The organism is Martinezella dioscoreae (genome assembly GCF_009176305.1).
Lineage (GTDB): Bacteria > Pseudomonadota > Alphaproteobacteria > Rhizobiales > Rhizobiaceae > Rhizobium > Rhizobium dioscoreae.
This window is the reverse complement of the sequence record NZ_BLAJ01000005.1, coordinates 156,347-181,451: the sequence shown is the minus strand read 5'-3', so window position 1 is coordinate 181,451 and position 25,105 is coordinate 156,347. Positions and strand designations below refer to the sequence as shown.

The 25,105-nt window shown below is 59.4% G+C and carries 23 protein-coding genes and 1 tRNA gene; 12 read left to right on the top strand and 12 right to left on the bottom strand.

Translation table 11 applies throughout. The annotated features are described in order from the left end of the window. Positions 1 to 26 precede the first annotated feature (26 nt). A complete protein-coding gene (locus GDN47_RS21690) occupies positions 27 to 1,715 on the top strand; it encodes a peptidoglycan DD-metalloendopeptidase family protein (protein ID WP_152094224.1) in 1,689 nt (562 codons plus the stop codon). 77 nt (positions 1,716 to 1,792) lie between these two features. On the opposite strand, the gene GDN47_RS21685 is transcribed toward GDN47_RS21690, so the two are convergent. Continuing rightward, complete coding sequence (locus tag GDN47_RS21685) at positions 1,793 to 2,665, bottom strand: ATP-binding protein (RefSeq protein WP_152094223.1); 873 nt, start codon at positions 2,663 to 2,665, stop codon at positions 1,793 to 1,795. Between the two features lie 206 nt (positions 2,666 to 2,871). Between GDN47_RS21685 and yajC the strand changes: the two genes are divergently transcribed. The 5 genes from yajC to GDN47_RS21660 all read left to right on the top strand — a co-directional run bounded on the left by yajC (position 2,872) and on the right by GDN47_RS21660 (position 7,728). Then, positions 2,872 to 3,219, top strand: a complete 348-nt coding sequence (gene yajC, locus GDN47_RS21680) for a preprotein translocase subunit YajC (RefSeq protein WP_047634659.1) — start codon at positions 2,872 to 2,874, stop codon at positions 3,217 to 3,219. 159 nt (positions 3,220 to 3,378) lie between these two features. Then, a complete protein-coding gene (secDF, locus tag GDN47_RS21675) occupies positions 3,379 to 5,922 on the top strand; it encodes a protein translocase subunit SecDF (protein ID WP_152094222.1) in 2,544 nt (847 codons plus the stop codon). 4 nt (positions 5,923 to 5,926) lie between these two features. Next, entirely contained in the window at positions 5,927 to 6,313 is a 387-nt protein-coding gene (locus GDN47_RS21670; protein WP_069611981.1) for an Mth938-like domain-containing protein, read from the top strand. 17 nt (positions 6,314 to 6,330) lie between these two features. Then, entirely contained in the window at positions 6,331 to 7,191 is an 861-nt protein-coding gene (locus GDN47_RS21665) for a phytoene/squalene synthase family protein (RefSeq protein ID WP_152094221.1), read from the top strand. A gap of 75 nt (positions 7,192 to 7,266) precedes the next feature. Continuing rightward, positions 7,267 to 7,728 carry a hypothetical protein gene (locus GDN47_RS21660; RefSeq protein WP_152094220.1) on the top strand — a complete coding sequence of 154 codons (462 nt, stop codon included), beginning with the start codon at positions 7,267 to 7,269 and terminating at the stop codon, positions 7,726 to 7,728. A gap of 33 nt (positions 7,729 to 7,761) precedes the next feature. Here the strand turns inward: GDN47_RS21660 and trmFO are convergent, their stop codons facing one another. The 4 genes from trmFO to GDN47_RS21640 form a co-directional block, all read right to left on the bottom strand. Continuing rightward, positions 7,762 to 9,198, bottom strand: a complete 1,437-nt coding sequence (gene trmFO / locus GDN47_RS21655; protein ID WP_152094219.1) for a methylenetetrahydrofolate--tRNA-(uracil(54)-C(5))-methyltransferase (FADH(2)-oxidizing) TrmFO — start codon at positions 9,196 to 9,198, stop codon at positions 7,762 to 7,764. A 117-nt stretch (positions 9,199 to 9,315) separates the two neighbouring features. Then, entirely contained in the window at positions 9,316 to 9,672 is a 357-nt protein-coding gene (locus GDN47_RS21650) for a VOC family protein (protein ID WP_113333681.1), read from the bottom strand. Between the two features lie 281 nt (positions 9,673 to 9,953). Next, positions 9,954 to 10,097: a DUF1127 domain-containing protein gene (locus GDN47_RS21645; protein ID WP_069611985.1), complete on the bottom strand. Its 144-nt coding sequence runs from the start codon at positions 10,095 to 10,097 to the stop codon at positions 9,954 to 9,956. A gap of 302 nt (positions 10,098 to 10,399) precedes the next feature. Next, positions 10,400 to 10,546, bottom strand: coding sequence for a DUF1127 domain-containing protein (locus GDN47_RS21640; RefSeq protein ID WP_081615319.1), 147 nt, complete (start codon positions 10,544 to 10,546; stop codon positions 10,400 to 10,402). A gap of 872 nt (positions 10,547 to 11,418) precedes the next feature. On the opposite strand from GDN47_RS21640, the gene GDN47_RS21630 reads away from it, so the two are divergent. The 4 genes from GDN47_RS21630 to tig all read left to right on the top strand — a co-directional run bounded on the left by GDN47_RS21630 (position 11,419) and on the right by tig (position 15,169). Then, positions 11,419 to 12,558 carry a DUF2157 domain-containing protein gene (locus GDN47_RS21630; protein ID WP_152094217.1) on the top strand — a complete coding sequence of 380 codons (1,140 nt, stop codon included), beginning with the start codon at positions 11,419 to 11,421 and terminating at the stop codon, positions 12,556 to 12,558. Then, entirely contained in the window at positions 12,555 to 13,169 is a 615-nt protein-coding gene (locus GDN47_RS21625) for a GDYXXLXY domain-containing protein (protein WP_113333684.1), read from the top strand. Before GDN47_RS21630 ends, GDN47_RS21625 begins: the two co-directional genes overlap by 4 nt. A gap of 145 nt (positions 13,170 to 13,314) precedes the next feature. Further along, positions 13,315 to 13,399, top strand: a tRNA-Leu gene (locus GDN47_RS21620). 279 nt (positions 13,400 to 13,678) lie between these two features. Beyond that, complete coding sequence (gene tig / locus GDN47_RS21615; RefSeq protein WP_113333686.1) at positions 13,679 to 15,169, top strand: trigger factor; 1,491 nt, start codon at positions 13,679 to 13,681, stop codon at positions 15,167 to 15,169. A gap of 141 nt (positions 15,170 to 15,310) precedes the next feature. Here tig and GDN47_RS21610 read toward each other — a convergent pair whose 3' ends face one another. The 7 genes from GDN47_RS21610 to GDN47_RS21580 all read right to left on the bottom strand — a co-directional run bounded on the left by GDN47_RS21610 (position 15,311) and on the right by GDN47_RS21580 (position 23,017). Then, complete coding sequence (locus GDN47_RS21610; protein ID WP_113352685.1) at positions 15,311 to 16,120, bottom strand: phytanoyl-CoA dioxygenase family protein; 810 nt, start codon at positions 16,118 to 16,120, stop codon at positions 15,311 to 15,313. A gap of 225 nt (positions 16,121 to 16,345) precedes the next feature. Beyond that, entirely contained in the window at positions 16,346 to 17,749 is a 1,404-nt protein-coding gene (gene sthA, locus GDN47_RS21605; protein WP_113333687.1) for a Si-specific NAD(P)(+) transhydrogenase, read from the bottom strand. 107 nt (positions 17,750 to 17,856) lie between these two features. After that, positions 17,857 to 18,453: a dual specificity protein phosphatase family protein gene (locus GDN47_RS21600; RefSeq protein ID WP_113333688.1), complete on the bottom strand. Its 597-nt coding sequence runs from the start codon at positions 18,451 to 18,453 to the stop codon at positions 17,857 to 17,859. A gap of 261 nt (positions 18,454 to 18,714) precedes the next feature. Continuing rightward, a complete protein-coding gene (gene radC / locus GDN47_RS21595) occupies positions 18,715 to 19,530 on the bottom strand; it encodes a RadC family protein (RefSeq protein ID WP_233790049.1) in 816 nt (271 codons plus the stop codon). A gap of 42 nt (positions 19,531 to 19,572) precedes the next feature. Then, positions 19,573 to 20,409 (bottom strand): type I methionyl aminopeptidase, encoded by an 837-nt coding sequence (gene map, locus GDN47_RS21590; RefSeq protein ID WP_106997750.1) that lies wholly within the window; start codon positions 20,407 to 20,409, stop codon positions 19,573 to 19,575. A gap of 2 nt (positions 20,410 to 20,411) precedes the next feature. Beyond that, positions 20,412 to 21,158: a DNA/RNA nuclease SfsA gene (gene sfsA, locus GDN47_RS21585; RefSeq protein ID WP_113352610.1), complete on the bottom strand. Its 747-nt coding sequence runs from the start codon at positions 21,156 to 21,158 to the stop codon at positions 20,412 to 20,414. Between the two features lie 11 nt (positions 21,159 to 21,169). Continuing rightward, a complete protein-coding gene (locus GDN47_RS21580; RefSeq protein WP_152094215.1) occupies positions 21,170 to 23,017 on the bottom strand; it encodes a PHA/PHB synthase family protein in 1,848 nt (615 codons plus the stop codon). A 160-nt stretch (positions 23,018 to 23,177) separates the two neighbouring features. Here GDN47_RS21580 and GDN47_RS21575 point away from each other — a divergent pair, with 160 nt between their 5' ends. Then, positions 23,178 to 23,630, top strand: coding sequence for a gas vesicle protein GvpG (locus GDN47_RS21575; protein WP_152094214.1), 453 nt, complete (start codon positions 23,178 to 23,180; stop codon positions 23,628 to 23,630). 222 nt (positions 23,631 to 23,852) lie between these two features. Continuing rightward, the gene (locus tag GDN47_RS21570; RefSeq protein ID WP_095434780.1) at positions 23,853 to 25,073 is read left to right on the top strand and encodes an LL-diaminopimelate aminotransferase; all 1,221 of its coding nucleotides are present in this window, start codon (positions 23,853 to 23,855) and stop codon (positions 25,071 to 25,073) included. Positions 25,074 to 25,105: the final 32 nt, after the last annotated feature.

Below are 25,105 nucleotides of genomic sequence, written 5' to 3'. Positions count from 1 at the left end.
CGGTTGCGTCTTAAGTGGGTCGAGTCATGGGTTTCAGTCTTTCTTCAAACGTCAGCAAATCGGCAGGGAAGGTCCTGGTGGCCATTCTTCTGGCGAGTACGGCCACAGCTTGTAGTTCGGACACGACCCGTTTCAGTGGTCTCTTCAATAAAACGGACAATGTAACGACCGGCTCGATCAATCGTCGCAGCCTGAACGGTCCGAACGGTGATCCCGTACCGCGCGCAGACGTTGCTCAAGCAGGCGGTTACGGCCAGCAGGATTATTCGCAGCAGAGTGCGCCGGTATCGCAACCCTATCCCAACTCGCCGGCTCGCTATAACCCGTCCTATTCCAGCGCACGGGCTTCGACCGCTCCCGTCGCAATTCAGCGCACCGATCTCGCTCCTCCGAGTGCTTCCGCCAGCAATTCTCGTCGGATGCCGCAGGCGGAATCTGAGGCAATGGCGCAGCCGTTCCCCGCATCTCGCAGCAATAACGGCTCCCGCGCCGCGCCGGCACTTGCTCCCGACACCATGTCGACGGGCACGATCAAGACTGCCGCCGCGCAGCAGATGTCTCCCGGCTGGACCACGGTCAATGCTCCGAGCGTGACGCTGCATCAGGGTGAAAATATTGCGCTGTTGTCGCGCCGCTATGGCGTTCCGGAAAAGGAAATTCTGCGTGCGAATGGCCTGCGCAATGGCGCTGCCGCGCAGCCTGGCCAGCAGATCGTCATACCGACGATGAATGGGGCAGGTGTTTCAGGCCCGGCCAAGATGGCCGCTGAAGCGACTGATCTTTCCAAGGGCGGCAAGATGCCTGGTCCTGCCAAGGCGCCGCAGCAGGAAGCGCTCGCATTGCCCTCCGGCAACCAGATGCGCAGCAAGTCCCAAGCTGGCCTCGCTGACCCCAATAAGCTCGCAGCCGGTAATGGCAAGGGGCCGACGCCGAAGGGCACCTATGTCGTCAAGCCGGGTGACTCGCTGGCAAGAATCGCCAAGGAAAGCGGCGTGAGCGTCGCTGAACTGAAGCGTGCGAACAACATGCAGGCCGGCGATAGCATTCGCATCGGGCAGGCACTCGCGTTGCCACACGGTTCCGTCGCTGCTGCAGACCCGGTCAAGACTGCCTCGATAGAGCCTCAGAAGGCTTCCGCCAAGCTGGGCGCGTTGCCTGTGGAGCCGAAGCAGGCCGCCGCAGACCCGATCGCCAAGCAGGCACCCAAGGCGGTTGCCCATACCGACGCGGCAGCTGATGCCCCTGCCAAGCCGAAGGAAGTTGCCTCCGCTTCGCCGAGCCAGTCCATCAACGATGCCGCAAAGTCGGATGCGCAGGCCGATGCGCCCGAGGCGACCGGTATTGGCAAATATCGCTGGCCGGTTCGCGGCGCTGTCGTCGCCGGCTATGGCGCCAACGTCAACGGCAGCCGCAACGACGGCATCGACATCTCCGTTCCCGAGGGCACGCCGATCAAGGCGGCCGAAAACGGCGTCGTCATCTATGCCGGCAATGGCTTGAAGGAACTCGGCAACACGGTTCTCGTCCGCCACGACGACGGTACCGTCACGGTCTACGGTCATGCGGACGCACTCAGCGTCACTCGCGGCCAGAAGGTCCAGCGTGGTCAGACGCTCGCGACGTCGGGCATGAGCGGCAATGTCAACCAGCCGCAGCTGCACTTCGAAGTCCGCAAGAATTCGGCTCCGGTCAACCCAATGATGTTCCTTGAATAGGTAGTGCGTCTCAAGGACTCTGCAAAAAGCCCGGTCACAGCCGGGCTTTTTGTCGTTTATGGCGAGTTGATCGAAGATCAATCACGCTCCAGCACGATGCGCAGCCGGCCGGCGAGATCCTGGATATATTGCCAGGCGACACGGCCGGAACGGGCGCCGCGGGTCGTTGCCCATTCCAAGGCTTCGTGATGAATCTGGGCGCGATCCAGATCAAACTTGAAGTGATCGGCATAGGCGTCGATCATCTGCAGATAGTCTTCCTGGCTGCACTTGTGGAAGCCGAGCCAGAGGCCGAAGCGATCGGAGAGCGATACCTTTTCCTCAACGGCTTCCGAGGGATTGATCGCGGTCGATTGCTCGTTTTCCATCATGTGGCGCGGCAGCAGGTGGCGACGGTTGGATGTGGCATAGAACAGCACATTATCAGGCCGACCTTCGACGCCGCCGTCCAATGCCGCCTTCAGCGACTTGTAGGCGGTATCGTCATGATCGAAGGAAAGGTCGTCGCAGAAGATGATGATGCGATGCGGCGTTGCCTTCAATATATCGAGCAGCACCGGCAGCGAGGAAATATCCTCGCGATGCACTTCGATCAGCTTCAGCGACACGCCGGTCGCCCGACGCACGTCTTCATGCACCGCCTTGACCAGCGAGGATTTGCCCATGCCGCGCGCGCCCCACAGTAGCACGTTGTTGGCGGCGAAACCTTCGGCAAAACGAAGCGTGTTCTCGTGCAGAATGTCGCGCACGTGATCGACGCCGCGGATGAGGGTCAGCGCCACACGGTTCGGCCGTGGCACCGGTTGCAGATGAAGTCGGGCAGGGGCCCAGACGAAGCAGTCGGCGGCATTCCAGTCATTGACGGCAGGGGCCGGGCCGGCCAGACGTTCGACAGCGTCGGCAAGGCGACGGACTTCGGCAAGGATCAGGGCGTTTTGGTCTTCAGTCACCGTTTCCTCCTGAATATTGAACAAGAAAGTCGTAAAATGCGCGCGCTGTCTTGCCGGGTATCATGCTCCTTTAGGGGCTGAAAGGCTAACAGACCGGGAAAACGGTACGGTTGACGGCTGTTTTTGTTGCATTCGCCATACGCGTAACTATATTCCGGCCACCTGACGCGGGGCCCGTTCCCGCTCGGAATTCAAGGGAGTTCTCGATGTTTATCACCAACGCATATGCGCAGAGCGCGACAGATTCGGCCGCGAGTGCCTTCGGCGGTTCCGGCTTTGAAATGATCATCCTGTTTGTGCCGCTGATGGTCGTTTGGTATTTCCTCCTCATCCGTCCGCAGCGCGCGCAGGCGAAGAAGCGTGACGAGATCCTGAAGAACATCCGCCGCGGCGATCAGATCGTCACCAGCGGCATCGTCGGCAAGGTCACCAAGGTCATCGACGAAAAGGAACTGGAAGTCGAGATCGCTGAAGGCGTGCGCATCCGCGTTGTCCGCAGCGCCATTTCCGAGGTTCGCGTCAAGGGCGAACCCGTCAAGGCGGACGCCGCGTAAGGCTCCTCCCGAGAGGCGGCGCCTGCCGCCGCTGCGCATCTTCGAAATTCGAGATCGACTTTCTTGAAGGACTGTGCACAAATTCAAGGTGTTACTGCGCCCTTTGCATTTTCCGTCGAAAGGGAGGGCGCGGTAGGGAAGCCCTAATTCGAGAGAGCGATGCTGCACGTCTCCTGGTGGAAGACCGCCCTGATCTGGTTCGTCGTTCTCTTGAGCGTGCTTCTGGCCGCTCCCAACCTGCTTGGTGAGCGCTCGCTTTCATCGTTTCCAGCATGGTGGGCACATCGAAAGATCGAGCTTGGCCTTGATCTTCGCGGCGGATCGCATCTGCTGCTTAAGATCGAACGGGGTGACGTCGACAAGGATCGCCTGGAAAGCATTGTCGGCGATATCGCCACCCGGTTGCGCACCGTCAATGTCGCCTATTCGGGCCTCACCGGCACCGGCCGAAAAATCCAGCTTCGCATCGGCGATCCCTCGCAGGTTCAGGCCGCTTTGACGGCATTGCGGCCGCTGACGGCGGGATCCGATCAGCCGTCCGTTGTTCTGTCTCAAGGTGACAATGGTGCGCTGACGCTCGATATCACCGATGCGGATATCAACAGCCATGTCTCATCGGCGATCGCACGCGCGATCAAGGTCATTCATGCCCGTATTGCGCAACTCGGTGTTGGAGAACCACTGATCCGCCGGCAGGGATCCGATCGTATCATCGTTCAGGTGCCCGACCTTGCCGATGCGCAGCGGCTGAAAAACCTTCTCGGCCAGCCCGCTAAGCTCAGCTTCCGCCTGATCGATCAGTCGATGTCGGTTCAGGACGCCATGGACAAGCAGCCGCCGGCCGGATCCGACGTGCTGTTTTCCGAAGATGATCCGCCCGTTGGCTATCTCGTACAGCGGCAGCCACTGCTCTCGAACGTCGATTTTTCCGATGCCGTCGCGGTCGTTGACAATCAGAAAGGCGAAGGCACCGTTTCCGTCAAGCTGACGCCGGAGGCAACTCACCGCTTCGCGCAATCGACGGCCAGCAATCTCGGCAAGATCATCGTCGTCGTGCTTGACGATCAGGTCATCTCCGCTGCCTCTCTGAAGACGGTCATCGCAACAGGCGAGATCGACGTTCCCGGAGATTTCACCGCCCAGGGCGCGCAGGATCTGACCGTCATGGTCAAGAGCGGTCCGCTGCCGGCAACCCTGACGACGGTCGAAGAGCGCACCATTCAGCCGGGCCTTGGCGGCGAAACGGCGCATTATGGTCTGATTGCCTGCATTGCGGCCGCCGTCTTCGTTGCGGCCCTGATGATCGGCTTCTACCGCCTGCTCGGCATCATCGCGACCATCTCGCTCGTCATCAACATGATCATGGTCGCGGCCCTCATGGGCCTGCTCGGCATTACGCTCACCCTGCCGGGTGTCGCTGCCATCGTCCTCATTATCGGCATTGGTCTCGATGCGCTGGTGCTGATCTACGAGCGCGTGCGCGAAGAGGAGAAGAAGACCCATCTTCTCGTCGATGCGCTGCGCCACGGCTTCAACCGGGCAGCTGCGACTGTCGCCGACGCCAATCTGACGGTTCTGATCGTCGCGGCCATTCTCTTTTATGCAAGCACCGGCGCGGTGCGCGGCTTTGCCGCCACGTTGATGGTGGGTGTCGTCACCACCTTCTTCACTTCCTGCTTCGTCACACGGTCGCTGGTGAATATGTGGATCTCGCGCCGCAAGCCGCGCACTTTGCTTGTTGGTGTGCGCAGCGGCATTTTCGACAATGCCAATATCCGCTTCATGGGCATCCGCCGCTATACTTTTACGGTCTCTGCGGCTCTTTCGGTCGTCACTCTCATTGCCTTCGCGACTGTCGGCATGCACCTCGGCATCGATTTTGCCGGCGGATCGATCATCGAGGTCCGGGCCAAACAGGGCGTTGCAGATCCCGTCGACATTCAAACCCGTCTTGACGCCGTCATTCCGGGCGACGTGCGCGTCGAACGGCTCGCCGATCGTCTTGGCGCAGTGGTTCGCGTTCATGCTCAGGAGGGCGGTGAAAACGCCGAACAATCCGCCGTCTCGCTCGTTCAGGACGAGCTGAGCAAGGATTACAATTTCGCCCGCGTCGAAGTGGTCGGTCCAGCCGTATCGGGCGAGATCACCACTACGGCTTCCCTTGCCGTCCTTGCGGCTCTGGCGGCAATCCTGATCTACATATGGGTACGGTTCGAATGGCAGTTTGCCGTCGGCGCGATCATTGCGACGCTGCACGATGTCATCCTGACGCTCGGCCTCTTCGTGCTATCAGGCATGGAATTCAACATGACGAGCATCGCCGCGATCCTCACCATCGTCGGCTATTCGCTGAACGACACGGTCGTCGTCTATGACCGCATGCGCGAGAATCTGAAGCGCTATTCACAGATGCCGCTGCCGATTCTGATCGATGCTTCCATCAATCAGACACTATCTCGTACCATTCTGACATCGGCGACGACGCTTTTGGCGCTGCTTGCCCTCTACATCTTCGGCGGCGAGGTGATCCGTGCCTTCACCTTCGTCCTGCTTTTCGGCGTCGCTGTCGGCACTTTCTCGTCGATTTATATTGCGGCGCCCGTGCTGATCCTGTTCAAGCTGCGGCCGGACAAGTTTCAGACCGGCGGCGAAAACAATGGACCCGCGGCCGGCAACATCCAGTCAGGCAAACCAGCGGTGTGATACAGTGGCTAAAGGTATAGAAATCCGAAACGCGCATTTCCCCGGACGCGCACCGATCGACGCTTACGGCAATGGCGGCTTTCGCTTCGCCGACATGTCGCATCGCGGTTCGCTGCTATGCCTGCCTTCGGGCATCTACGGCTGGGATATGCTGCAGGGCGATGCGCTGACGCCGGATCGCTTCCAGAAGGTTCTCGATGAAGCCGCCGAGATCGAAGTGCTGCTCGTCGGCACCGGCATGGAGCTGCGACCGCTTCCCGCCGAGCTGAAGGCCGCCCTGCGTGGAAAGCAGATTTCCTCCGACCCGATGAGCACGGGGGCAGCGGTGCGCACCTTCAACATCATGCTTTCTGAATCGCGTGCCGTGGCCGCGGCGCTGATCGCCGTCTGACCTTCGGATCCAAGCGTATGACAACACCAGCTGCGCCTCGGAGCAACCGGGACATCTGCCTCGCCACGCTTCGCGACACCGATCGCGATCGCTATCTCGCCTGCCTGCTGGCCCCGGAGGATAAGCGCCCGGCACTTGCCGCGCTCTATGCCTTCAACGCCGAGCTGGCGCGCGTACGCGATCTCGTGCATGAGCCGCTGCCCGGCGAAGTGCGGATGCAATACTGGCGCGATCTCCTCGAAGGGCAGTCCCACGGCTCGAGCGAGGCCAATCCGCTAGCTTCCGAACTTCTCACCGCGATTGAAGAGTATCGCCTGCCGCGCCAGACGCTGATCGACATGATCGATGCGCGCATATTCGATCTCTACGATGACCCTATGGAAAGCCGCAGCAGTCTGGAAGGCTATGCCGGCGAGACGGCTTCGGCCGTCATCCAGCTTGCGAGCCTGGTCTTGTCCGCCGACGAGGCGAAGCGCTCGGCCGATGCCGCCGGCCATGCCGGTGTCGCGCAGGCAATTGCCGGTCTGCTGCTCCTAATGCCGCTGCACCGCCATCGCGGCCAGCTCTATCTACCGCTGGAGATCCTGGCGGCAACCGGGCTCGATCGCGACGGTTTTCTCGCCGGCGAGGACAAGCCACGCATTTCGGCGGCGATCGAGGCCTTCGCCGGTCTCGGTCGCGAGCATCTCGCCAAGGCGAGGGCGGCAGGCGCCATACCGCAGGCCATATTCCCAGCCTTTCTGCCTGTCACCTTGGCCGAGCCTGTGTTGCAGAAGACACAGAAGCTCGGAGCCGGCATCTTCGATCAATCGCTGGTGCTGCCGCAATGGCGCCGGCAGCTGCGCATGGCGATAGCGTCGATCACAAAGAAAATCTAAAATACACCAAGCTCGCGCAAGTCTCGGCGTCTATGGAGATGGCGGCACTTGATTTGCATTTCAGGGGGATCTGCCGTGGGTATTGTCGTCTGGTGCATACTGTTTGCGATTGTCATCTTCATTGCCTATTACGCGACGCGCATGGCATCGCAGAACAAGGAAGACGGCCTGCACGATACCGGCCTTGCGATTCTGGAATTCGGCCGCGCTTTTCCGACGGAGGCCATTCGCCAGCTGCAGACGACCGCCGACGGGCAGGCGGTCTTCGTGCGTCTGCATGACGACAAGGCGGGGTTCATGCGCAATGTGCGCAATCATTTCAGTGTTCATCTGATCGAGCCGGGCAGGGCGCGTGCCAAGATTTCGGTAACCGGACGCGGCTTGATCGTCGATTTTCTGGATGTGCCCCACCACAACGGCACATTCGAATTCAAGACACCTGCCGAAGCCGCGGAAGTGTCGCTCTGGCTGCTCGGCAATTATGTGGCGGGTGACGACGCCAAACTACAGGAGCAGGCGTCGCCGGCCAAGGCTTGAAAACCCCGAAAGCCCGGTCCTCAGCTCAGATTGTCAGGCGCTTTCCGCGAACACGGGTGCCGGCACACCAAGCCATCCGGCGCAATCGGCAAGCGCACGCTTGGCGATGAGCTGGCGCTTCATGATGGTCTTGTCCTTGCCGCGAAAGCGCTTGACGCCTTCCGGCTTGACGATCGAACCCGGCTCCAGCTCCGGGAAAAGCCCGAAATTGATGTTCATCGGCTGAAAGGAGCGTTTGCCCGGCTCCTCGTCGGAGACGATGTGGCCGCCGGTGATGTGGTTCAGCAATGAGCCGAGCGCTGTTGTATCCGGAGGCAGCAAAGGCGCTTCGCCTTTGCGCTCGGCTGCGGCGAAGCGGCCGGCGAGCAGGCCGATGCTGGCGCTCTCGACATAGCCTTCGCAGCCTGTGATCTGGCCGGCGAAACGCAGGCCCGGGCGCGACTTCAAGACCAGCGAGCGGTCGAGCAGGGTCGGCGAGTTGATGTAGGTATTGCGGTGCAGGCCGCCGAGGCGGGCGAATTCTGCATTTTCGAGGCCGGGAATCAGGCGGAAGATCTCCGCCTGCGCGCCGTATTTCAGCTTCGTCTGGAAGCCGACCATGTTGTAGAGCGTACCGAGCGCATTGTCCTGGCGCAGCTGTACGACGGCATAGGCCTTGACCGTGGGATTATGGGCATTGGTGAGCCCCATCGGCTTCATCGGCCCGTGGCGCAGTGTTTCGCGCCCGCGCTCCGCCATGACTTCGATCGGCAGGCAGCCGTCGAAATAGGGCGTGCCTTCCCATTCCTTGAAGCCGACGGCATCGCCGGCGATTAGGGCATCGATGAAGGCATTGTACTGGGCTTCGTCCATCGGGCAGTTGATATAGTCCTTGCCGGTGCCGCCGGGGCCGACCTTGTCGTAGCGCGACTGATACCAGCAAATGTCCATGTTGATGCTGTCGCGATAGACGATCGGCGCGATGGCGTCGAAGAAGGCGAGCGCATCCGCTCCGGTTTCAGCCTGGATGGCGCTGGCAAGCCCGGGCGCGGTCAGTGGGCCGGTGGCGATGATTGCCTGATCCCATTCCCTGGACGGCAGCCCCTGGATTTCTTCTCGGACGACGGTGATTAACGGATGATTTGCAATCGCGTGTGTTACGGCTGCCGAGAAGCCGTCCCGATCGACAGCAAGCGCGCCGCCGGCCGGTACCTGATGCTTATCTGCGCATGCCATGATAAGCGAACCCGCCATGCGCATTTCCGCATGGATGACGCCGACGGCATTGCTGGTGGCATCGTCGGAGCGGAACGAATTGGAGCACACCAACTCGGCAAGATCGTCCGTCTTGTGTGCTTCGGTGCCGCGCACGCCGCGCATTTCATGCAGAATGACCGGAACGCCGGCATTGGCGATCTGCCATGCGGCTTCCGAGCCGGCGAGGCCGCCACCGATGACGTGGATAGGGGAGTAAGAAGTGATCTGTGTCATGCGCGCGTCATTATCACGGGCAGGCCGGCGATCCAATGCTTTGCTAAAGCATGCCGCGCAAAACTGCGCAGCGGTCTTACGGCAAACTTAGTCTCTGGTCCGCCAGCTTAGTGCGAGCTACCTATCGAAAGGTCTTGAAGGCGGTTCTGCAAGAGTGATGCGGTTTCCGTCCGGGTCAATCAATTGGGCGATCTTTCCATAGTTGCCTTGCGATTCACCCGTGAGCTTTACGCCAAAGTCTTCGAGCAATTTGCGAGCTTCATCCAATTTCGGCACCACAATGGTTAGTCTGCCGTGTCCCGCATTCTCCTTGTCGTGGAAGATTTGAATGTTCGCGCCGGCAATATTGCGCCATTGGATCAACCCATCCATGGGACGATCGTCAGGTCCTCGGTCGAAAAGTTGAGTATAGAACGTTTCCGCCCTGTCCATGCTGGCCGTCGCGAGCGCGGCGTAAATTCCTTGGATTTGCATTCTCCGCCTCCCTGCTAAAAGATCTCCACCTGTAAATGAGAAACCGGCGGTTCCGTTCCAATACCGCGCGTGATGGCGGCAGGGGCTATCTTCGCCTGCTGTGCACGGGCTGCTGCGAGGCTGGGCGGGTGGCAGCATTGATGTCCGATAAGGGCGAGCGACTCGCCAGTGATCAACGGAAGCTCTGCGAGACGGTTAAATTGTACGGGGCTTCTAATCGCCAGAATCAAAAACGGCGCCAAAAGGCGCCGTCTTGAAGCAGTCTGCCCAGTCCGTTCCTATTAACGGAAAGAACGAGCAGCGATATTGCGGATTTCGTAGCGGCTGACGCCGATGTCCGAAAGGGTCTGGCTGGAGAGGTTGCCAAGTTCGTTCAGAGTGCGGCGGTAGCTGATCCAGTTCTTTGCAATGCGAATCGGGTTCATGATCTTTTCCTCGGTATCTTGTTTGCGGGCGGTGTGATTACCGCCTCAGCGCTTGCACTCTATATAGGCGCGAAGAGGTTGATTGTGCAGTGCAAAGAAGATGCGTCTGCTATGCATTTGTGCAATATGACGCCCAAAAAGCAGTCGATGCTCAAAATTTGTGTGCTTTGCAGATAAGGAATAGCTCGCGGCGGATCGGTTATGCTGCGCTTGCTCAGTCGGGAGGCAAAAAAGAACGCCCGCCGCGGAGGTCCGCAACGGGCGTTGAGAGGCTTTCGCGAGTGGCGAAGCCTATCCGGCGATTAGCGGCCGGTGGCTTCGCGAGCAACGCGATGGATGTCGGCGCGATCGATGCCGAGGTCGTGCAGTTCACGAGCGCTCATGCGGCCGAGTTCGTTAACGGTCTGACGATACTTGCGCCAGTTGTTGAAAGAGCGGGTCAGGTTCATTGTAGTCCCTTTCGAGGATCAAGGGATCGAGCAGTTCCGTGATTGGTTCCGTCGTCGATCTAATGGATTTAAATATATGCTGCGCCGCGAAAACTAAAAGCGCGAAAGCTTCATGCCACCTATGCATAATGCGCAAGTCTTGTGGGGGTTTTGCCTAAGATGGTGGCTGCTTTGTGTGCATATCGCGGCCAAAGCTGGTCCGTCGCCGGAAGCCAATTCCGCGCCAGTGTCAGCCATTCCGAAGCGTTTGTCGGTAGCCGCCCGCTCTTAGCCACCTTTTCGCCAGCCCTGCTGTTTTGGAGGGGCCGATGTTGCCGCGAACTGCCGTGCGGCGGTTCAGAAGTGAGCTTGAGACTCCTCCCATACTGGCAATTGCCGGCTGATGGCCGGCATGGGTATCCGTTCAGCATAAACCGATTTAGGGGGTAAAAAACAACGCCCACCGCGGGAGGAGGATGCGGTGGGCGTCATTTGAGATGATTGACGACTGGGAGGAGGAGTGTCGTCAATCTATCGAAGCGCACTGGGAGGAGGAGTGTGCGGCTCCGAATATCGTGTCGGGATGCTATCCCCAGGCTTGGTCCGATCTGTATCGGTCCGGCGCGCCACCGCCGTCTTGTTGTTTGATAAATAGTATGACTTTTCGAATTTGTGCAGCGCAATAATTTCATGGGAGGCATGAGCTGCGCGCATATCTTTAGTTGGTATCTCTTTACCGGCCGTCAGGATACTGCATGATCCCTTAATTCCGTATTAATATGGCACACATTCCTGTGAGCCGAAGCCTCTGCCAGAACGCTCGGCTCGCATCGATTGGGCGGCGATTTGTGCTAACTCTGTCGCGAGCAGAATCGCAGCGAGGGGAGCCGGGCATGTACAGGGGAAGGCTGGAGCGGGATCTCAAGATCTGGACCGACAAGGGGCTGGTCGACGCGGGGACGGCGAAAGCCATCCTCAACGAGTATGACGGTCGTCAGACGAGTTTCAGCGCTGGCCGGGTGCTGACCATCATCGCCGCCGTGCTTCTCGGCCTTGCCATCTTGCTGTTCATCTCCGCAAACTGGGAGGCTCTTCCGAGAATTGCCCGTCTGCTGGGGCTGGTTGCGACGATATGGGCCTTCTATCTCGCGGCGGCATATTTATTAGCTCAGGGTCGCTCCATCCTCGCCGCCGCTATGTTGATCCTCGGCACCTTGAGTTTCGGCGGCGCCATGGGGCTGGTGGGCCAGATGTACAATCTGTCCGGCGACGAGCTCAGAATGATGCTCGTCTGGTTCGCCGCGGCCTGCATTGTTGCGGCGTTGTTTCGTTCCTCGGCGCAGGTCGGGCTCGCCGGTTTTCTCGCCTGGGCATTTTGCGGCGCCTATCTCTGGGGGCATTTCGACGAATGGTATGGGATCATGCCCTGGATGCCGCCTCTGATGGCCATGGTCCTGATTGTGCTTGTCCGCTATGTCGATGCGCCCATGGCTCGGCATCTGGCCTATCTCATGCTCGTCGGCTGGCTTACATGGCTATTTGGCCGTCATGAGGGATTGAATACCGCGATCCTGTTTGCCGCTCTCGGCATGGCGGCGTTTCTCGTCGTTAGTGTTCCCGCTTCGCCGCTGATGCCTTTTGCCCGCACAGCTGGTGCCGCGCCGGCCTTCTACACCTTTCTGATCGCATCGATCGGCTTCTTCCTGGTTCATGCCGAGATCAGCAACGGGTCCTTTGAGAACAATGTCTGGGTGGAAGACAAATTGCCGCTCGTCATCGTGGCGGCAGCGACACTGGCGAGTTGCGTGATCGCAATCGCGCTCAGTGGCCGCGACAACGGCGCGGTGCGCTATCTCGCCTATTTCGTCTTTTCCTGCGAGATTCTTTACCTCGCCAGCGAGACGATCGGCTCGATCATCGGCACGGCCGGGTTCTTCCTCGTTGCCGGCTTGCTGGTGGCGATTGCCGCCTGGCTGGTCATCCAGCTGGAACGGCGTTTTTCCGATAATCGCGGGCAGGGGACGCGGGCATGACCGATATCGCTGAGAGGAGTCTGAGCATGGGTTCCCGCCGCCTGTGGATTGCCGCTATCGTCGTTGCCGCTCTGCAGACGGCGGTTCTTGGCTACATGGTTGGCGAGCGGGCCTGGGGCTTGCGGAGCGGCGTCGAGATTCTTTTGAAGACTGCGCCAGTCGATCCGCGCGATCTTTTGCGCGGCGACTACGTGACCTTAAACTACGACATCTCGCGGGTTCCGTTCTCGACGATGGTTGAAGGACCGCCGAAAGCGAGCCGAAGTGGCGCGCTATTGTCCGTTCGCCTGAAGAAGCAGGACGACGGTTACTGGGGGATCGTCGAATCATCATTTGGAAAGCTCGATCCGAAGCCCGATACGGTCGTGCTCAAAAGCTTGCCTGTCGACTATGTTTTCTATGGCGATGCCGCCGACCCGTCGCAGGCGATTGTCGGGGTCGCTTATGGCATCGAGCGCTACTACGTGCCCGAAGGGCAGGGACACGATATCGAAAGCGCCCGCAACGCCAATCGCGTCGCCATTGCGGCGCGGGTGTCTTCGGATGGCGTTGCCCATATTAGAAGCCTGCTTCTAGACGGCAAATCCGTCTACGAGGAGCCGCTTTACTGACGATATCTGCGCTAATGGCTCCGATAAGCTTTAAGCGTTGTCGCGGAGCCGTCATTTTTCCTTTGCGTGGTTTAAAACGGGTGATATAGAGACGCCGCGCTCCGGAAGGCCCCATGGGCAGGCATCGCCATGCGGTTTTGGGAACGCGGGTATGGTGAAATTGGTAGACACGCCAGATTTAGGTTCTGGTGCCGCAAGGCGTGGGAGTTCAAGTCTCTCTACCCGCACCAACACTGTCTTGTGGACGGGGGGAGGCTCACGAAGCCTGTCTTCCGATATGCCGCAGGACGCGCATCTTGCCCAAAGCACCCCGCTTTCGATGAGGAAAGGGGATAAGATGTTTTGGCTCGTGACGGGATAGAGCTGCCTTTTGCGCGTTCGTTCGAAGGCGCGGCGCTCTTGCAAGGTGAAAGAGAATTGCATCCAAGCCACGCTCGGGATTTTCCGGCGTCGTGCTCATCGAAACGAACGGCAGGCTGGGCACGGCCGCCATGAATGAAGGTAGGACAATGCAGGTTATCGAAACGCTCGCTGAAGGGCTGAAGCGCGAAATCAAGGTGGTCATCCCGGCCAAGGACATGGAAGTGCGCATGAACGAGCGCCTGGCCGAGGTCAAGGACAAGGTCCGCATCAACGGCTTCCGTCCGGGCAAGGTTCCGGTCTCGCACCTGAAGAAGGTCTACGGCAAGTCGATCATGGCTGACCTCGTCAACGAAATCGTTCGCGACCAGCCGCCGGCGATCCTGACCGAGCGCGGCGAGAAGTCGGCCACCCAGCCGGAAATCGCGATGACGGAAGACCAGGACGAGGCAGAAAAGATCCTCTCCGCTCAGGCCGATTTCGAATTCACGCTGTCTTATGAAGTCATCCCGGCGATCGAACTGAAGCCGGTCAATGGCATCAAGGTTACCCGCGAAGTCGCTGAAATCAGTGAAGACGAAGTGACCGAGCAGATCCTCAAGATCGCTGAAAGCGCTCGTAGCTACGAGACCAAGAAGGGCAAGGCTGCCAACGGCGACCGCGTCACCATCGATTACCTCGGCAAGGTCGACGGCGTTGCCTTCGACGGCGGCAAGGACGAAGACGCACAGCTCGTTCTCGGCTCCAACCGTTTCATCCCGGGCTTCGAAGAGCAGCTCGTCGGCCTCAAGGCTGGCGATGAGAAGGTCATCACCGTAACCTTCCCGGCCGACTATCCGGCCAAGAACCTCGCTGGCAAGGAAGCCACCTTCGACATCAACGTCAAGGAAGTTGCAGCTCCCGGTGAAATCGAAATCAACGACGAACTCGCTTCCAAGCTCGGCATCGAATCCGCCGATCGCCTGAAGGAGATCGTTCGCGGTCAGATCGAAAGCCAGTACGGCTCTGTCACCCGCCAGAAAGTCAAGCGTCAGATCCTCGACCAGCTCGACGAAATGTATCAGTTCGACACGCCGCAGAAGCTCGTCGACGCCGAATTCGCCAGCATCTGGCGCCAGATCGAAACCGATCTCAGCGAATCTGGCAAGACCTTCGAAGACGAAGACACGACCGAAGAAAAGGCTCGCGAGGAATACCGCAAGCTCGCCGAGCGTCGCGTTCGCCTCGGCCTCGTTCTCTCCGAAATCGGCGAAAAGGCCGGCGTCGAAGTCAGCGAAGACGAACTGCAGCGCGCTCTCTACGCACAGCTCCAGCAGTTCCCGGGCCAGGAAAAGGAAATCCTCGAATTCTTCCGCAAGACGCCGGGCGCCTCCGCCAACCTGCGCGCCCCGATCTTCGAAGAAAAGGTCATCGACCATCTGCTGACCGAGGTCAACGTCACGGACAAGACCGTTTCCAAGGAAGCGCTGCTGGCTGACGACGAAGAAGAAGACAAGCCGGCTGCCAAGAAGGCCGCTCCGAAGAAGAAGGCTGCTGCCAAGGCTGAAGCAACCGAAGCTGCCGCTGAAGGCGAAGAAGCAGCGGCTCCGAAGAAGAAGGCCGCTCCGAAGAAGAAGGCTGCTGAAGACAGCGCCGAATAATCGTCTTTCTTCTGGACTGACATTGAGCCCTACCGGAAACGGTGGGGCTTTTGTTGTTTCGTCATAATGCTTCCTCTCCCCGCAAGCGGAGAGAGGGCTGGGGCGAGGGGCCCCAGGCTATCAGCAATCAGTTCGGCGCGATTATTCCTTACCCAAAGCGCGGCGAATGGCTGTCTCGACCGGGCTATAGGCATTATCCGGCCGTTCCAATCGATAGGGCTCAGCAAGGCCGATCGAAGGCTGCGCCATAAATCGCGGCGTGGCGCCTCGATGCTTCTGGGCGGCGTGGATTATGAAGGGATGGCAGATGTAGACCGTACCAGCCTTTCCCGTTGCCAGTGCGTGAGGGCGGTCGGCTCCCATCTGCTCGAGCATCATATGAGAACGCCCGTGCTCTCCGGCAGGCTCGAGATAGCGCGCCATATCCATGTGAGAGCTGACGCGGATGCGGGTCGGCGCATCGTCTTCGCCAACATCGGAAAACAGGAATAGCGTAAGCAGAGCGCGCCCTCGCGAGGTGACATTCACGCGCCAGGCGGAGAAGTCGCTTTGCTCATTCGGATCGCAATCGTCCCCAGGAAAGCTGAGGTCGACATGCCAGCCGGCGTCGCCGGGATCGTCCGGATGCGGGAAACGCACGGGGAAGGTCCCAAGCCCATCTCTTGGCAACCATCGCCCACGCCCGACCAGTTGATCGAAAGCAGCGTGCAAAATGGGCATATTAGCGATGGCACGGAATGGCTCGCCGCCATAGCCTGGCAGCCTCACGACCGGAAATCTCCAACTTGCCGGATCGTGCTCGCGACATGGAATATCGCGCCACATGATGGCGCGGGCTTCGGCAGCCTGTTCCTGTGAAAACGCATCATCGATGCGTATAAAGCCATGTTCAATGAAATCGTTCACCTGCGCGTCGGAAAGCGCAGCCGGATACTGTTTTTGGGATGGCATGAAATCTCTCTCGATCATCGCGCCGTTTTTCACCCTTCCTGTGCGGGCATCACGGCTGTTTCGGCAAAGACCTACCCGCGGCCTCGCGGCCGTTGAGGCGGTCTCGTCTTCATTTGGCTGAAAGCCTAGGGATTAGCGGCTTATGAAGAAGACCGAAGCGATGTTGAGAATGTTCATCATGCCGGCAGAGTAGTGAGCTCCGCCGGCATGGTCAATATTGACCTATTAGAGTTCCGACTTGATATCGCCCATGCGGTTCCAGGCGTCGAGGCCGGCGATCTTGTAGGCTTCGGCAAGCGTCGGATAGTTGAAGGTGTTTTCGACGAAATATTCGACGGTGCCCTTAAGGTTCAGCACGGCCTGTCCGATGTGCACGAGCTCGGTGGCGCCTTCGCCGACGATGTGGACGCCGAGCAGGCGGCGGGTCTTCAGCGAGAAGATCATCTTCAAGAGGCCTGTGTCGAGGCCCATGATGTGGCCGCGCGACGTCTCGCGGAAGCGGGCGATGCCGCACTCATAGGGGATGTGCCGTTCCTTGACCTCTTCCTCCGAGAGGCCACAGGTGGAAATCTCCGGCACGGCATAGATGCCATAGGGGAAGTATTTCGGCGGCTCCTTGGCGATCGCGCCGACGGCGACGCGCGCGGCAATGCGGCCCTGTTCCATCGACGTGGAGGCAAGGCTCGGGAAACCGACGACATCGCCGGCGGCAAAGATATGCGGAACCTTGGTGGCGAAGGTTTCCGGATTGACGCTCAGGCGGCCGCGAGCATCGGCCTCAAGGCCGGCAGCGGCAAGATTAAGGGTGTCGGTGGCACCCATGCGGCCGGCGGCGAAGAGCACCATGTCTGTCGTGATGCGGCGGCCATTGTCGAGCGTCAGCTCGACCTTGCCGTTCTGCCGCTCCACCTTCTCGGCCTTTTGACCGAGCAGCAGCTTCATGTTGCGATCGCGAAGCTGATAGGTGAAATCCTCGACGATCTCCTTGTCGATGAAATCGAGCATGGTGGATTTCGGATCGATCAGCGTCACCTGCGTGTCGAGCGCGCTGAAGATTGTGGCGTATTCGATGCCGATGACGCCGGCGCCGATGACGACCATCGATCGCGGCAAATCCTCGATCTCTAGGAGTTCATCGCTGTCGAGAACCGTCTTGCCGTCGAACGGCATGTAATCCGGACGGAAAGGCTTGGTGCCGACTGCAAGCAGTATGCTGGCGGCGGACACGGTGACGACCTCGCCATCATCCTTGACGATCTGCATCGTCTGCGGATCGACGAAGCTTGCCTTGCCTCTGATGTGCTGGACGCGATTGCGCGCGAATTGATGCTCAAGCACTTCGACCTCGTGGTCGAGGGTGATTAGCAGGCGGCGGCGGAGATCCTCCGCACTGATCTCCTGTTTGACGCGATAGGCGCGACCGTAGAAGCCGCGTTCGCGCCAACCCGAAAGGTTGAGCGCGGTTTCGCGCAGCGTCTTGGAGGGAATGGTCCCGGTGTGGACCGAGACGCCGCCGACCCGCTTGCCTTGCTCGACGACGAGTACCTTCTTGCCGAGCTTGGCAGCCTGAATAGCGCCTCTGCGGCCGGCGGGGCCGCTACCTACGACTAGGAGATCGAATTGGTCCATCGGGAAGCCTCGGATGACTGGAATGGGGAATCAATGTCGCAATGCAACATGCTCCGTCAACCGGTAGCGTCTCAATGTTACAGATTATCTAACGGGAAGTTTGGTGTTCACGAGGCCGAAAGACCGAGCCAGGGTTCCAGCTTCTCAAAAGTACGGTCCATGGCATAGGCACGCGTAAAGGAGAACGGTAGGTGACCATAGATGATCGACATCTGGCCCTCCGCGGTAGCCTCATTCGTCTTGGCAATGGCGGCAAGGTAAAGTGCCGAGGCCAGGCCAGTTCTGTCGGCTCCGGCCTGGCAATGAATGAGGATCGGCTTCGGCGCATTCCGCATGATCTCGACAAGCTGCGCCGCCTGCTCCTGTGTCAGCTCTCGGGCCGAAGACATATGGAAATCGATATGGTCGATGTTGAGCGCTTTCGCCTCGGCAACTTCGGTATCGTACCAATGGTGGCCGCTATTGTAGCCACGCAGGTTGATAATGGTCTTGATGCCGTATTGCTTCTGAAACTCAGCAATGTTGGTGGCCGAGGGCTGCGAAGAACGGTAAAGCTCGCCGGCAATGACCGGATGAAAGTTCGTCGTCCAGAGCATGTGAGCATAGAAGCCGCTGGCGGCCACTAGAAAAGCGCCTGCCGCGACAAGCGCGCCGCGACCGATAGAAAGGAGGCGATGAGCAAGCTTGGGCGACATCTTCGGCATTCGATCTCCAGATGGCCGGCGCATGCAAGCGGATAAGGCCAAATCAAACAACAGCTTCCGCGGGCGGATCAGCCGACAGGAACGCGGAGATCCTTCTGCCAGATGATCCTGACGCCGAGCTGAAAAGTGAAAGCGGAGATCGCCACGACGAATTCGGGATATTTCGCCATGATCGAATGGATGACATTCGATAATGATCACGTAAAATCAAAATCATACAATATAGATTTGAAGTACTGGATTATCGCATCTGTGACAATTTCAAATCAGCCGCAATGCGCGGAAGCTGACATGGCCGTTTTTTCCAATGATAACATGGTCGTGAACGGTGATGCCCAAAGGCTTGGCAGTGTCTATGATGGTCTTGGTCATGTCGATATCGGCACGCGAAGGTGTTGGATCTCCTGACGGGTGATTGTGCACTAGAATTACTGCGGAGGCGGAGAGTTCGAGCGCGCGCTTGACGACCTCGCGCGGATAGACCGGCGTATGATCGACCGTGCCTAAACCCTGCACCTCATCGGCGATCAAGGCGTTGCGCTTATCGAGAAACAGCAGGCGAAATTGCTCGCGTGCTTCATGCGCCATAGCGGCATGACAATAATCGATGAGCGCCTTCCAGGAGGAGAGCACCGGCTTACCCGTCAATTCGCTCTTCAGCATGCGCTGCGCGACGCTTGCCACGAGCTTCAGGTCGAGAGCGACGGTATCGCCGACGCCACTGACCTCCGTCAGCAGGTTGACCGGAGCGCCGAATACGCCGCCAAGCGTGCCAAAACGGGCGAGCAGGGCCTTCGCGATCGGTTTCGTGTCTCGGCGCGGGATCAGCCGGAAAAGCAGGAGTTCGAGGATTTCGTAGTCCGCCAATGCCGCGTCGCCGCCGTCGCGATAGCGATTGCGCAACCGTTCGCGGTGGCCATGATAATGGGCTTCGACGTTGGTTGTCGCGGATTTGGCTATCGGTGCGGATTTGGATGTCGAGGCGGGTTTGGCGACCTGTTGAGGGAAGAACAGCCGCTCGTCGAGTAGCGGCGCATCTTCCAACGCCTCCGTCTTCCCGCCTCTATCGAGGGGCATGTCACCATGTCCGTTAGAAGAAGCGGGACGTTTTGCCATGAATTATCCCTGCAGCGGCGGCAGGCCGGGGCGGTCTAGGCCGCCGGGCGACAGGGTGAAGATCTCGCAGCCCGTCGCAGTGACGCCGACCGTGTGTTCGTATTGTGCCGAGAGCGAGCGGTCGCGCGTGACGGCCGTCCAGCCGTCACCGAGCACCTTCACATGCGGCTTGCCGAGATTGATCATCGGCTCGATGGTGAAGATCATGCCTTCACGCAGTTCCGGGCCGTCATTGACCCGGCCATAATGCAGGATATTCGGCGAGTCATGGAAGAGGCTGCCGACGCCGTGGCCGCAGAAGTCGCGCACGACCGAGCAGCGCTCGCCTTCGGCATAGGTCTGGATCGCTTCGCCGATGGCGCCGGTGCGTGCACCCGGACGAACGGCGGCAATGCCGCGCATCAGAGATTCATAGGTGACTTCCAGCAGCCGCTCGGCCGAACGCTTGATTTCTCCGACCGGATACATGCGGCTGGAATCGCCGTGCCAGCCATCGAGCACATAGGTCACGTCGATATTGACGATATCGCCTTCGCGCAGCGGTTTGTCGTTGGGAATGCCATGGCAGACGACGTGGTTGATCGAGGTGCAGGAGGATTTCATGTAGCCGCGATAGTTCAGCGTCGCGGGATAGGCGCCGTGATCCATGCCGAATTCGAAAACGAAACGGTCGATGACATCGGTGGGCACGCCAGGCTTGACGATCGCGGCGAGTTCATCGAGGCAGCGGGCGGTCAGCTGGCACGCCTTGCGCATTCCGGCAAAGGCGTCCTCTCCGTAGATGCGGATAGCACCCGTATTTTTCGCCGGCGCCGTTGCCGCTTCGATGTAGTTCACCATAACTAGCCTTTGGTAGAGATCTTAAACTGTTCTAATGCAGCTATGCCGGGTTCGTCTATCGGGATCAACCCGGCAGGCGCGATTTCAGTCGGCGAAACCCTGCATTTCAGCGCATAGACCTCGACGCCACGCTTCAAAGCGCGATCATAGGCCGTGGCGTAGAACGGATCGAGATCGCCGCAGATGCGGAAGCGATGGCAATCGTTGCGCTGGATCACGAACAGCATGATGGCGCGATAGCCGGCCTCGGCCATATCGCCGAGTTCTTCCAGATGCTTGGCGCCGCGCGCCGTCGCCGTATCTGGGAATTCCGCAAGACCTGGCCGTCGCATGAAATGGACGTTTTTCACCTCGACATAGGTGGTTGTCCGCAAAGGGTCGGTCAAGAGCAGGTCGATACGCGAGTTGCGGCCGTAATTCTGCTCGCGCTTGATCATTGTATACTCACCGAGATCGGAGATTTGCCCAAGCGCGATCGCTTCCGCTGCAATGCGGTTCGGCATGGCGGTGTTGACACCGACGGTCGTGCGGTCTGCCTCGATCAATTCGAAGACATGGCGGTATTTTCGCTTCGCGCCCTCATGCTCTGAGAGCCATATGCGCGAGCCAGGTGTCGTAAGGCCGAGCATCGAGCCAGTATTGGGGCAGGAGCCGGTGACGAATGTCCCGTCTTCCAGCTCGGCATCGAAGAGGAAGCGCTTGTAGCGGGAAATCAGGCGGGCAGGGAGGAGAGGCGAAGGAAATTGCATAATCGGGTGACTTATGCCCGTTCCAGGACATAGCTGCCGGGTGCCTCTTCCAGCGCATTGAGGGCCTTGCCGCCGGGTTTGCGCGCAGCCGTCATGCGATGGTCTTGCGCGAGGATCCAGGCATGCCAATGCGGCCACCAGGAGCCAGGTGTCTCCTTTGCCCCGGCGAGCCAATCCTCATAGTCACCGCCGGTCGGCCCGCCGGTCCAGAACTGATATTTATGCTTGTCGGGCGGGTTGACGACTCCGGCAATGTGACCGGAGCCGGTCACCACGAATTCCACCGGACCGCCGAAATACTGGCTGCCGACGAAGACGGATTTGGCCGGCGCGATATGATCCTCCCGCGTCGCCAGATTGTAGACGGGGATGCGTACGTCCTTCAGCGACAATGTCTTGCCGTCGAGCACCATCTTGCCCTGGCTCAAGGCGTTGTTGAGGTAGCAGTTGCGCAGGTAGAACGAATGATTGGCCGCGGCCATGCGGGTCGAATCGGCATTCCAGAACAGGAGGTCGAAGGGTAGGGGCTCCTGACCCTTCAGATAATTATTGACGAAATAGGGCCAGATCAGTTCGGAGGCGCGCAGCATGTTGAAGGCCGTCGCCATCTTCGAACCTTCGAGATAGCCGAGCACGTTCATCTGCTCTTCGAGTGCTGCAATCTGCTCTTCGTCGACGAAAACCTTCAGGTCGCCGGCAAAGGTGAAATCGACCTGCGTCGTCAGGAAGGTTACCGTTCGGATACGCTTGTTCTTTTCCTTGGCGTGGAGGGCGAGCGTCGCCGCCAGCAGCGTGCCGCCGACGCAATATCCAACAGCATTGACTTCCTGTTCGCCCGTCGCCTTTTCGATGGTTTCGAGTGCGAAATCGATGCCTTCGCGGGCATAAGAGGTCCAATCCTTCGCCGCATGCCGATGATCGGGATTGACCCACGAAATCACGAAGACGGTGTGACCCTGCTCCACGCACCATTTGATGAAGGATTTCTGCGGGTTGAGATCGAGAATGTAGAATTTGTTGATCCAGGGCGGGCAGATCAGCAGCGGCCGCTTCAGCACCTTGTCTGTCGCCGGCTCATATTGGATCACCTGGCAGACATCGCTTTGCGCGATCACCTTGCCTGGCGTCAGCGCCATGTCGCGGCCGATGGCGAATTTCGTCATGTCGGTTTGACGCAGGCGCAACTCGCCATGGCCAAGGCTGATGTCCTCGGCCAGCATCTTCATGCCGCGCACCAGGTTCTCGGCATTGGAGGCGATAGTCTCGCGATAGACCTGCGGGTTGGTCGCGACAAAATTGGTTGGCGAAAAGGCGGCGGTGATCTGCTTCGTGTAGAATGCCGCTTTGTGGCGGGTGTGTTCATCCAGCCCTTCCGCGTCGCCGACCAGTTTTTCCGCCCAGTTCGACGTCAGAAGATAGGTCTGCTTCAAGAAATCGAAGAAGGGGTTCTTCTGCCAATCCTCGTCTGCGAAGCGCTTGTCCTTCACCGGCTCGGCTTCAGCCTCGGCGGACGAATCGCCGCTGAGGCGCTGCATGGTTTTCGTCCACAAGCCGAAATAGCCGGAAAGCAGGTGAGTCTGCGCTTCCAGTGTCCGGCGGGGATCGGAAAGCCAGTATTCGCCGACTTTGGACAGCGTCTTGACCATGTCGGTGAAAGGATCGGCAACCGTATCGACCTTCTCACCGCGCTCGCGCGGTGCAAGCCAGGCCGAGGCTGCCTTGCCGAGATTTTCCAGCGCACGGGCAAAGTTGACGGCCATCGCTTCGGGATCCCTGACGAAGTAAGGCTCGACTGACTTTGGATCAAAGCCGGGAAAGCCGCCATTACCTTCATTCTTGTCCCGCTTGCTGTCGGTCACGCATCATCCTCCCGGCGGCAGCTCGTGTCTTGTTTTCCATTTGTACATCTTGCGGGAAAAGGAATACAAGTCGAATGAAACGCAACCCTGCTCTTGCTTTGCTGCTGCGACAAATTTAACAGTCGCAACCCACAGCAAGGAATAGCGCAGGAAGACAATTATGGGCGGCGGCATGGTGGCAAGACTGAACCGGTATTCCGTACTCTGCGGTGCAATGTGCGGATTTCTCGCATTGACGCTCGTGGGCTGCTCGACGCCCGAGGAAAAGGCGGCCTTCGCCAAGCGCAAGCAGCCGCCTCAGGCTGTCATCGTAAAGCCCGCCAAGGGCACGCCGGTCGTGGAAACCAGCACGCAGCAATTTTACAAGGACGGCTATCCTTCCTTCAACGCGCCGCCGACCGCTGCAAACGTCCAGATCAACGATCAGCAGGCTGGCGATCTGGTCAAGCAGCTGACGGCACTTGGATCGCAGCGCAAAGCCGGCACGATCTCCGAGGCCGAATATCAGAGGCGTGTTGCCGAGATGCGCAAGCTCGCTGCCGAACATGGCCAGGATACGCTGCAGGAAATTCAGAAAGAGGGCAGCGCCCAGCCGGCCCCAACGCAGAATTAGCCTTGCGTTTCAGGCGATTTGGACGCAAAGCGTTCGGATAGGCCGAAATTGGATGTATCTGACCGGCGGATTGCATTTTGCGTGCATAAGCGCCCAAGATTCACCTTATCTTTCGAGATAGCATGAGTACGGCGCCGCGAGTCCCAAGTTCGTATCGCGGCTGGCCGGGAGATCAACGAACTTCAGTGCGGTTTTGAGGGCCGCTGTCCCATGGGGAAAGAAATGGAAGAGTTTCATAAAGTCCGGCGTTTGCCGCCCTACGTTTTCGAACAGGTCAATCGTTTGAAAGCGAGCGCGCGAGCGGGCGGGGCGGACATTATCGACCTCGGCATGGGCAATCCAGATCTTCCGACCCCAAAGGCGATCGTCGACAAGCTGTGCGAAGTGGTTCAGGATCCGCGCACGCATCGCTATTCCTCCTCCAAGGGCATTCCGGGCCTTCGCCGCGCGCAGGCGGCCTATTACGCCCGCCGTTTCGGTGTGAAGCTCAATCCCGATACGCAGGTGGTTGCCACCCTCGGTTCGAAGGAAGGCTTCGCCAATATGGCGCAGGCGATCACGGCGCCGGGCGATGTGATCCTCTGCCCGAACCCGACCTATCCGATCCACGCCTTCGGCTTCCTGATGGCAGGCGGCGTCATCCGCTCGATTCCGGTCGAGCCGGATGACAGCTTCTTCCCGCCGCTGGAACGAGCCGTGCGCCACTCGATCCCGAAGCCGCTCGCGCTCATCCTGAACTATCCGTCGAACCCGACGGCCTATGTCGCGACGCTGGATTTCTATAAGGAAGTCGTCGCCTTCGCGAAGAAGCACGACATCATCGTGCTTTCGGATCTGGCCTATTCGGAAATCTACTTCGACGACGCGCCGCCGCCGTCGGTGCTGGAGGTTCCGGGCGCAATCGATGTGACGGTCGAGTTTACTTCGATGTCGAAGACCTTCTCCATGCCAGGCTGGCGCATGGGCTTTGCCGTCGGCAACGAGCGGCTGATTGCAGCGCTGACGCGCGTGAAGTCTTACCTCGATTACGGTGCCTTCACGCCGATCCAGGTGGCGGCAACTCACGCGCTGAACGGCGACGGTTCCGACATCGCCGAAGTGCGCAACATCTACAAGCGTCGCCGCGACGTTCTGGTCGACAGCTTCGGCAAAGCCGGCTTTGACGTGCCGCCGCCGGCCGCGACCATGTTCGCCTGGGCGAAGATCCCGGAAAAATTCCGTCATCTCGGCTCGCTTGAGTTCTCCAAGCTTTTGGTTGAGAAGGCTGACATCGCCGTTGCTCCGGGCATCGGTTTCGGCGAGCAGGGTGACGATTATGTCCGCATCGCGCTCGTTGAAAACGAACACCGCATCCGCCAGGCGGCGCGCAATCTGAAGCGCTTCCTCTCCACCGCGGATGAGACGATGCATAATGTTATTTCGCTGAACGCTCATCGTTCATAATATCGCGCGGCAGCCGTTCCCGCGGCTGCCGT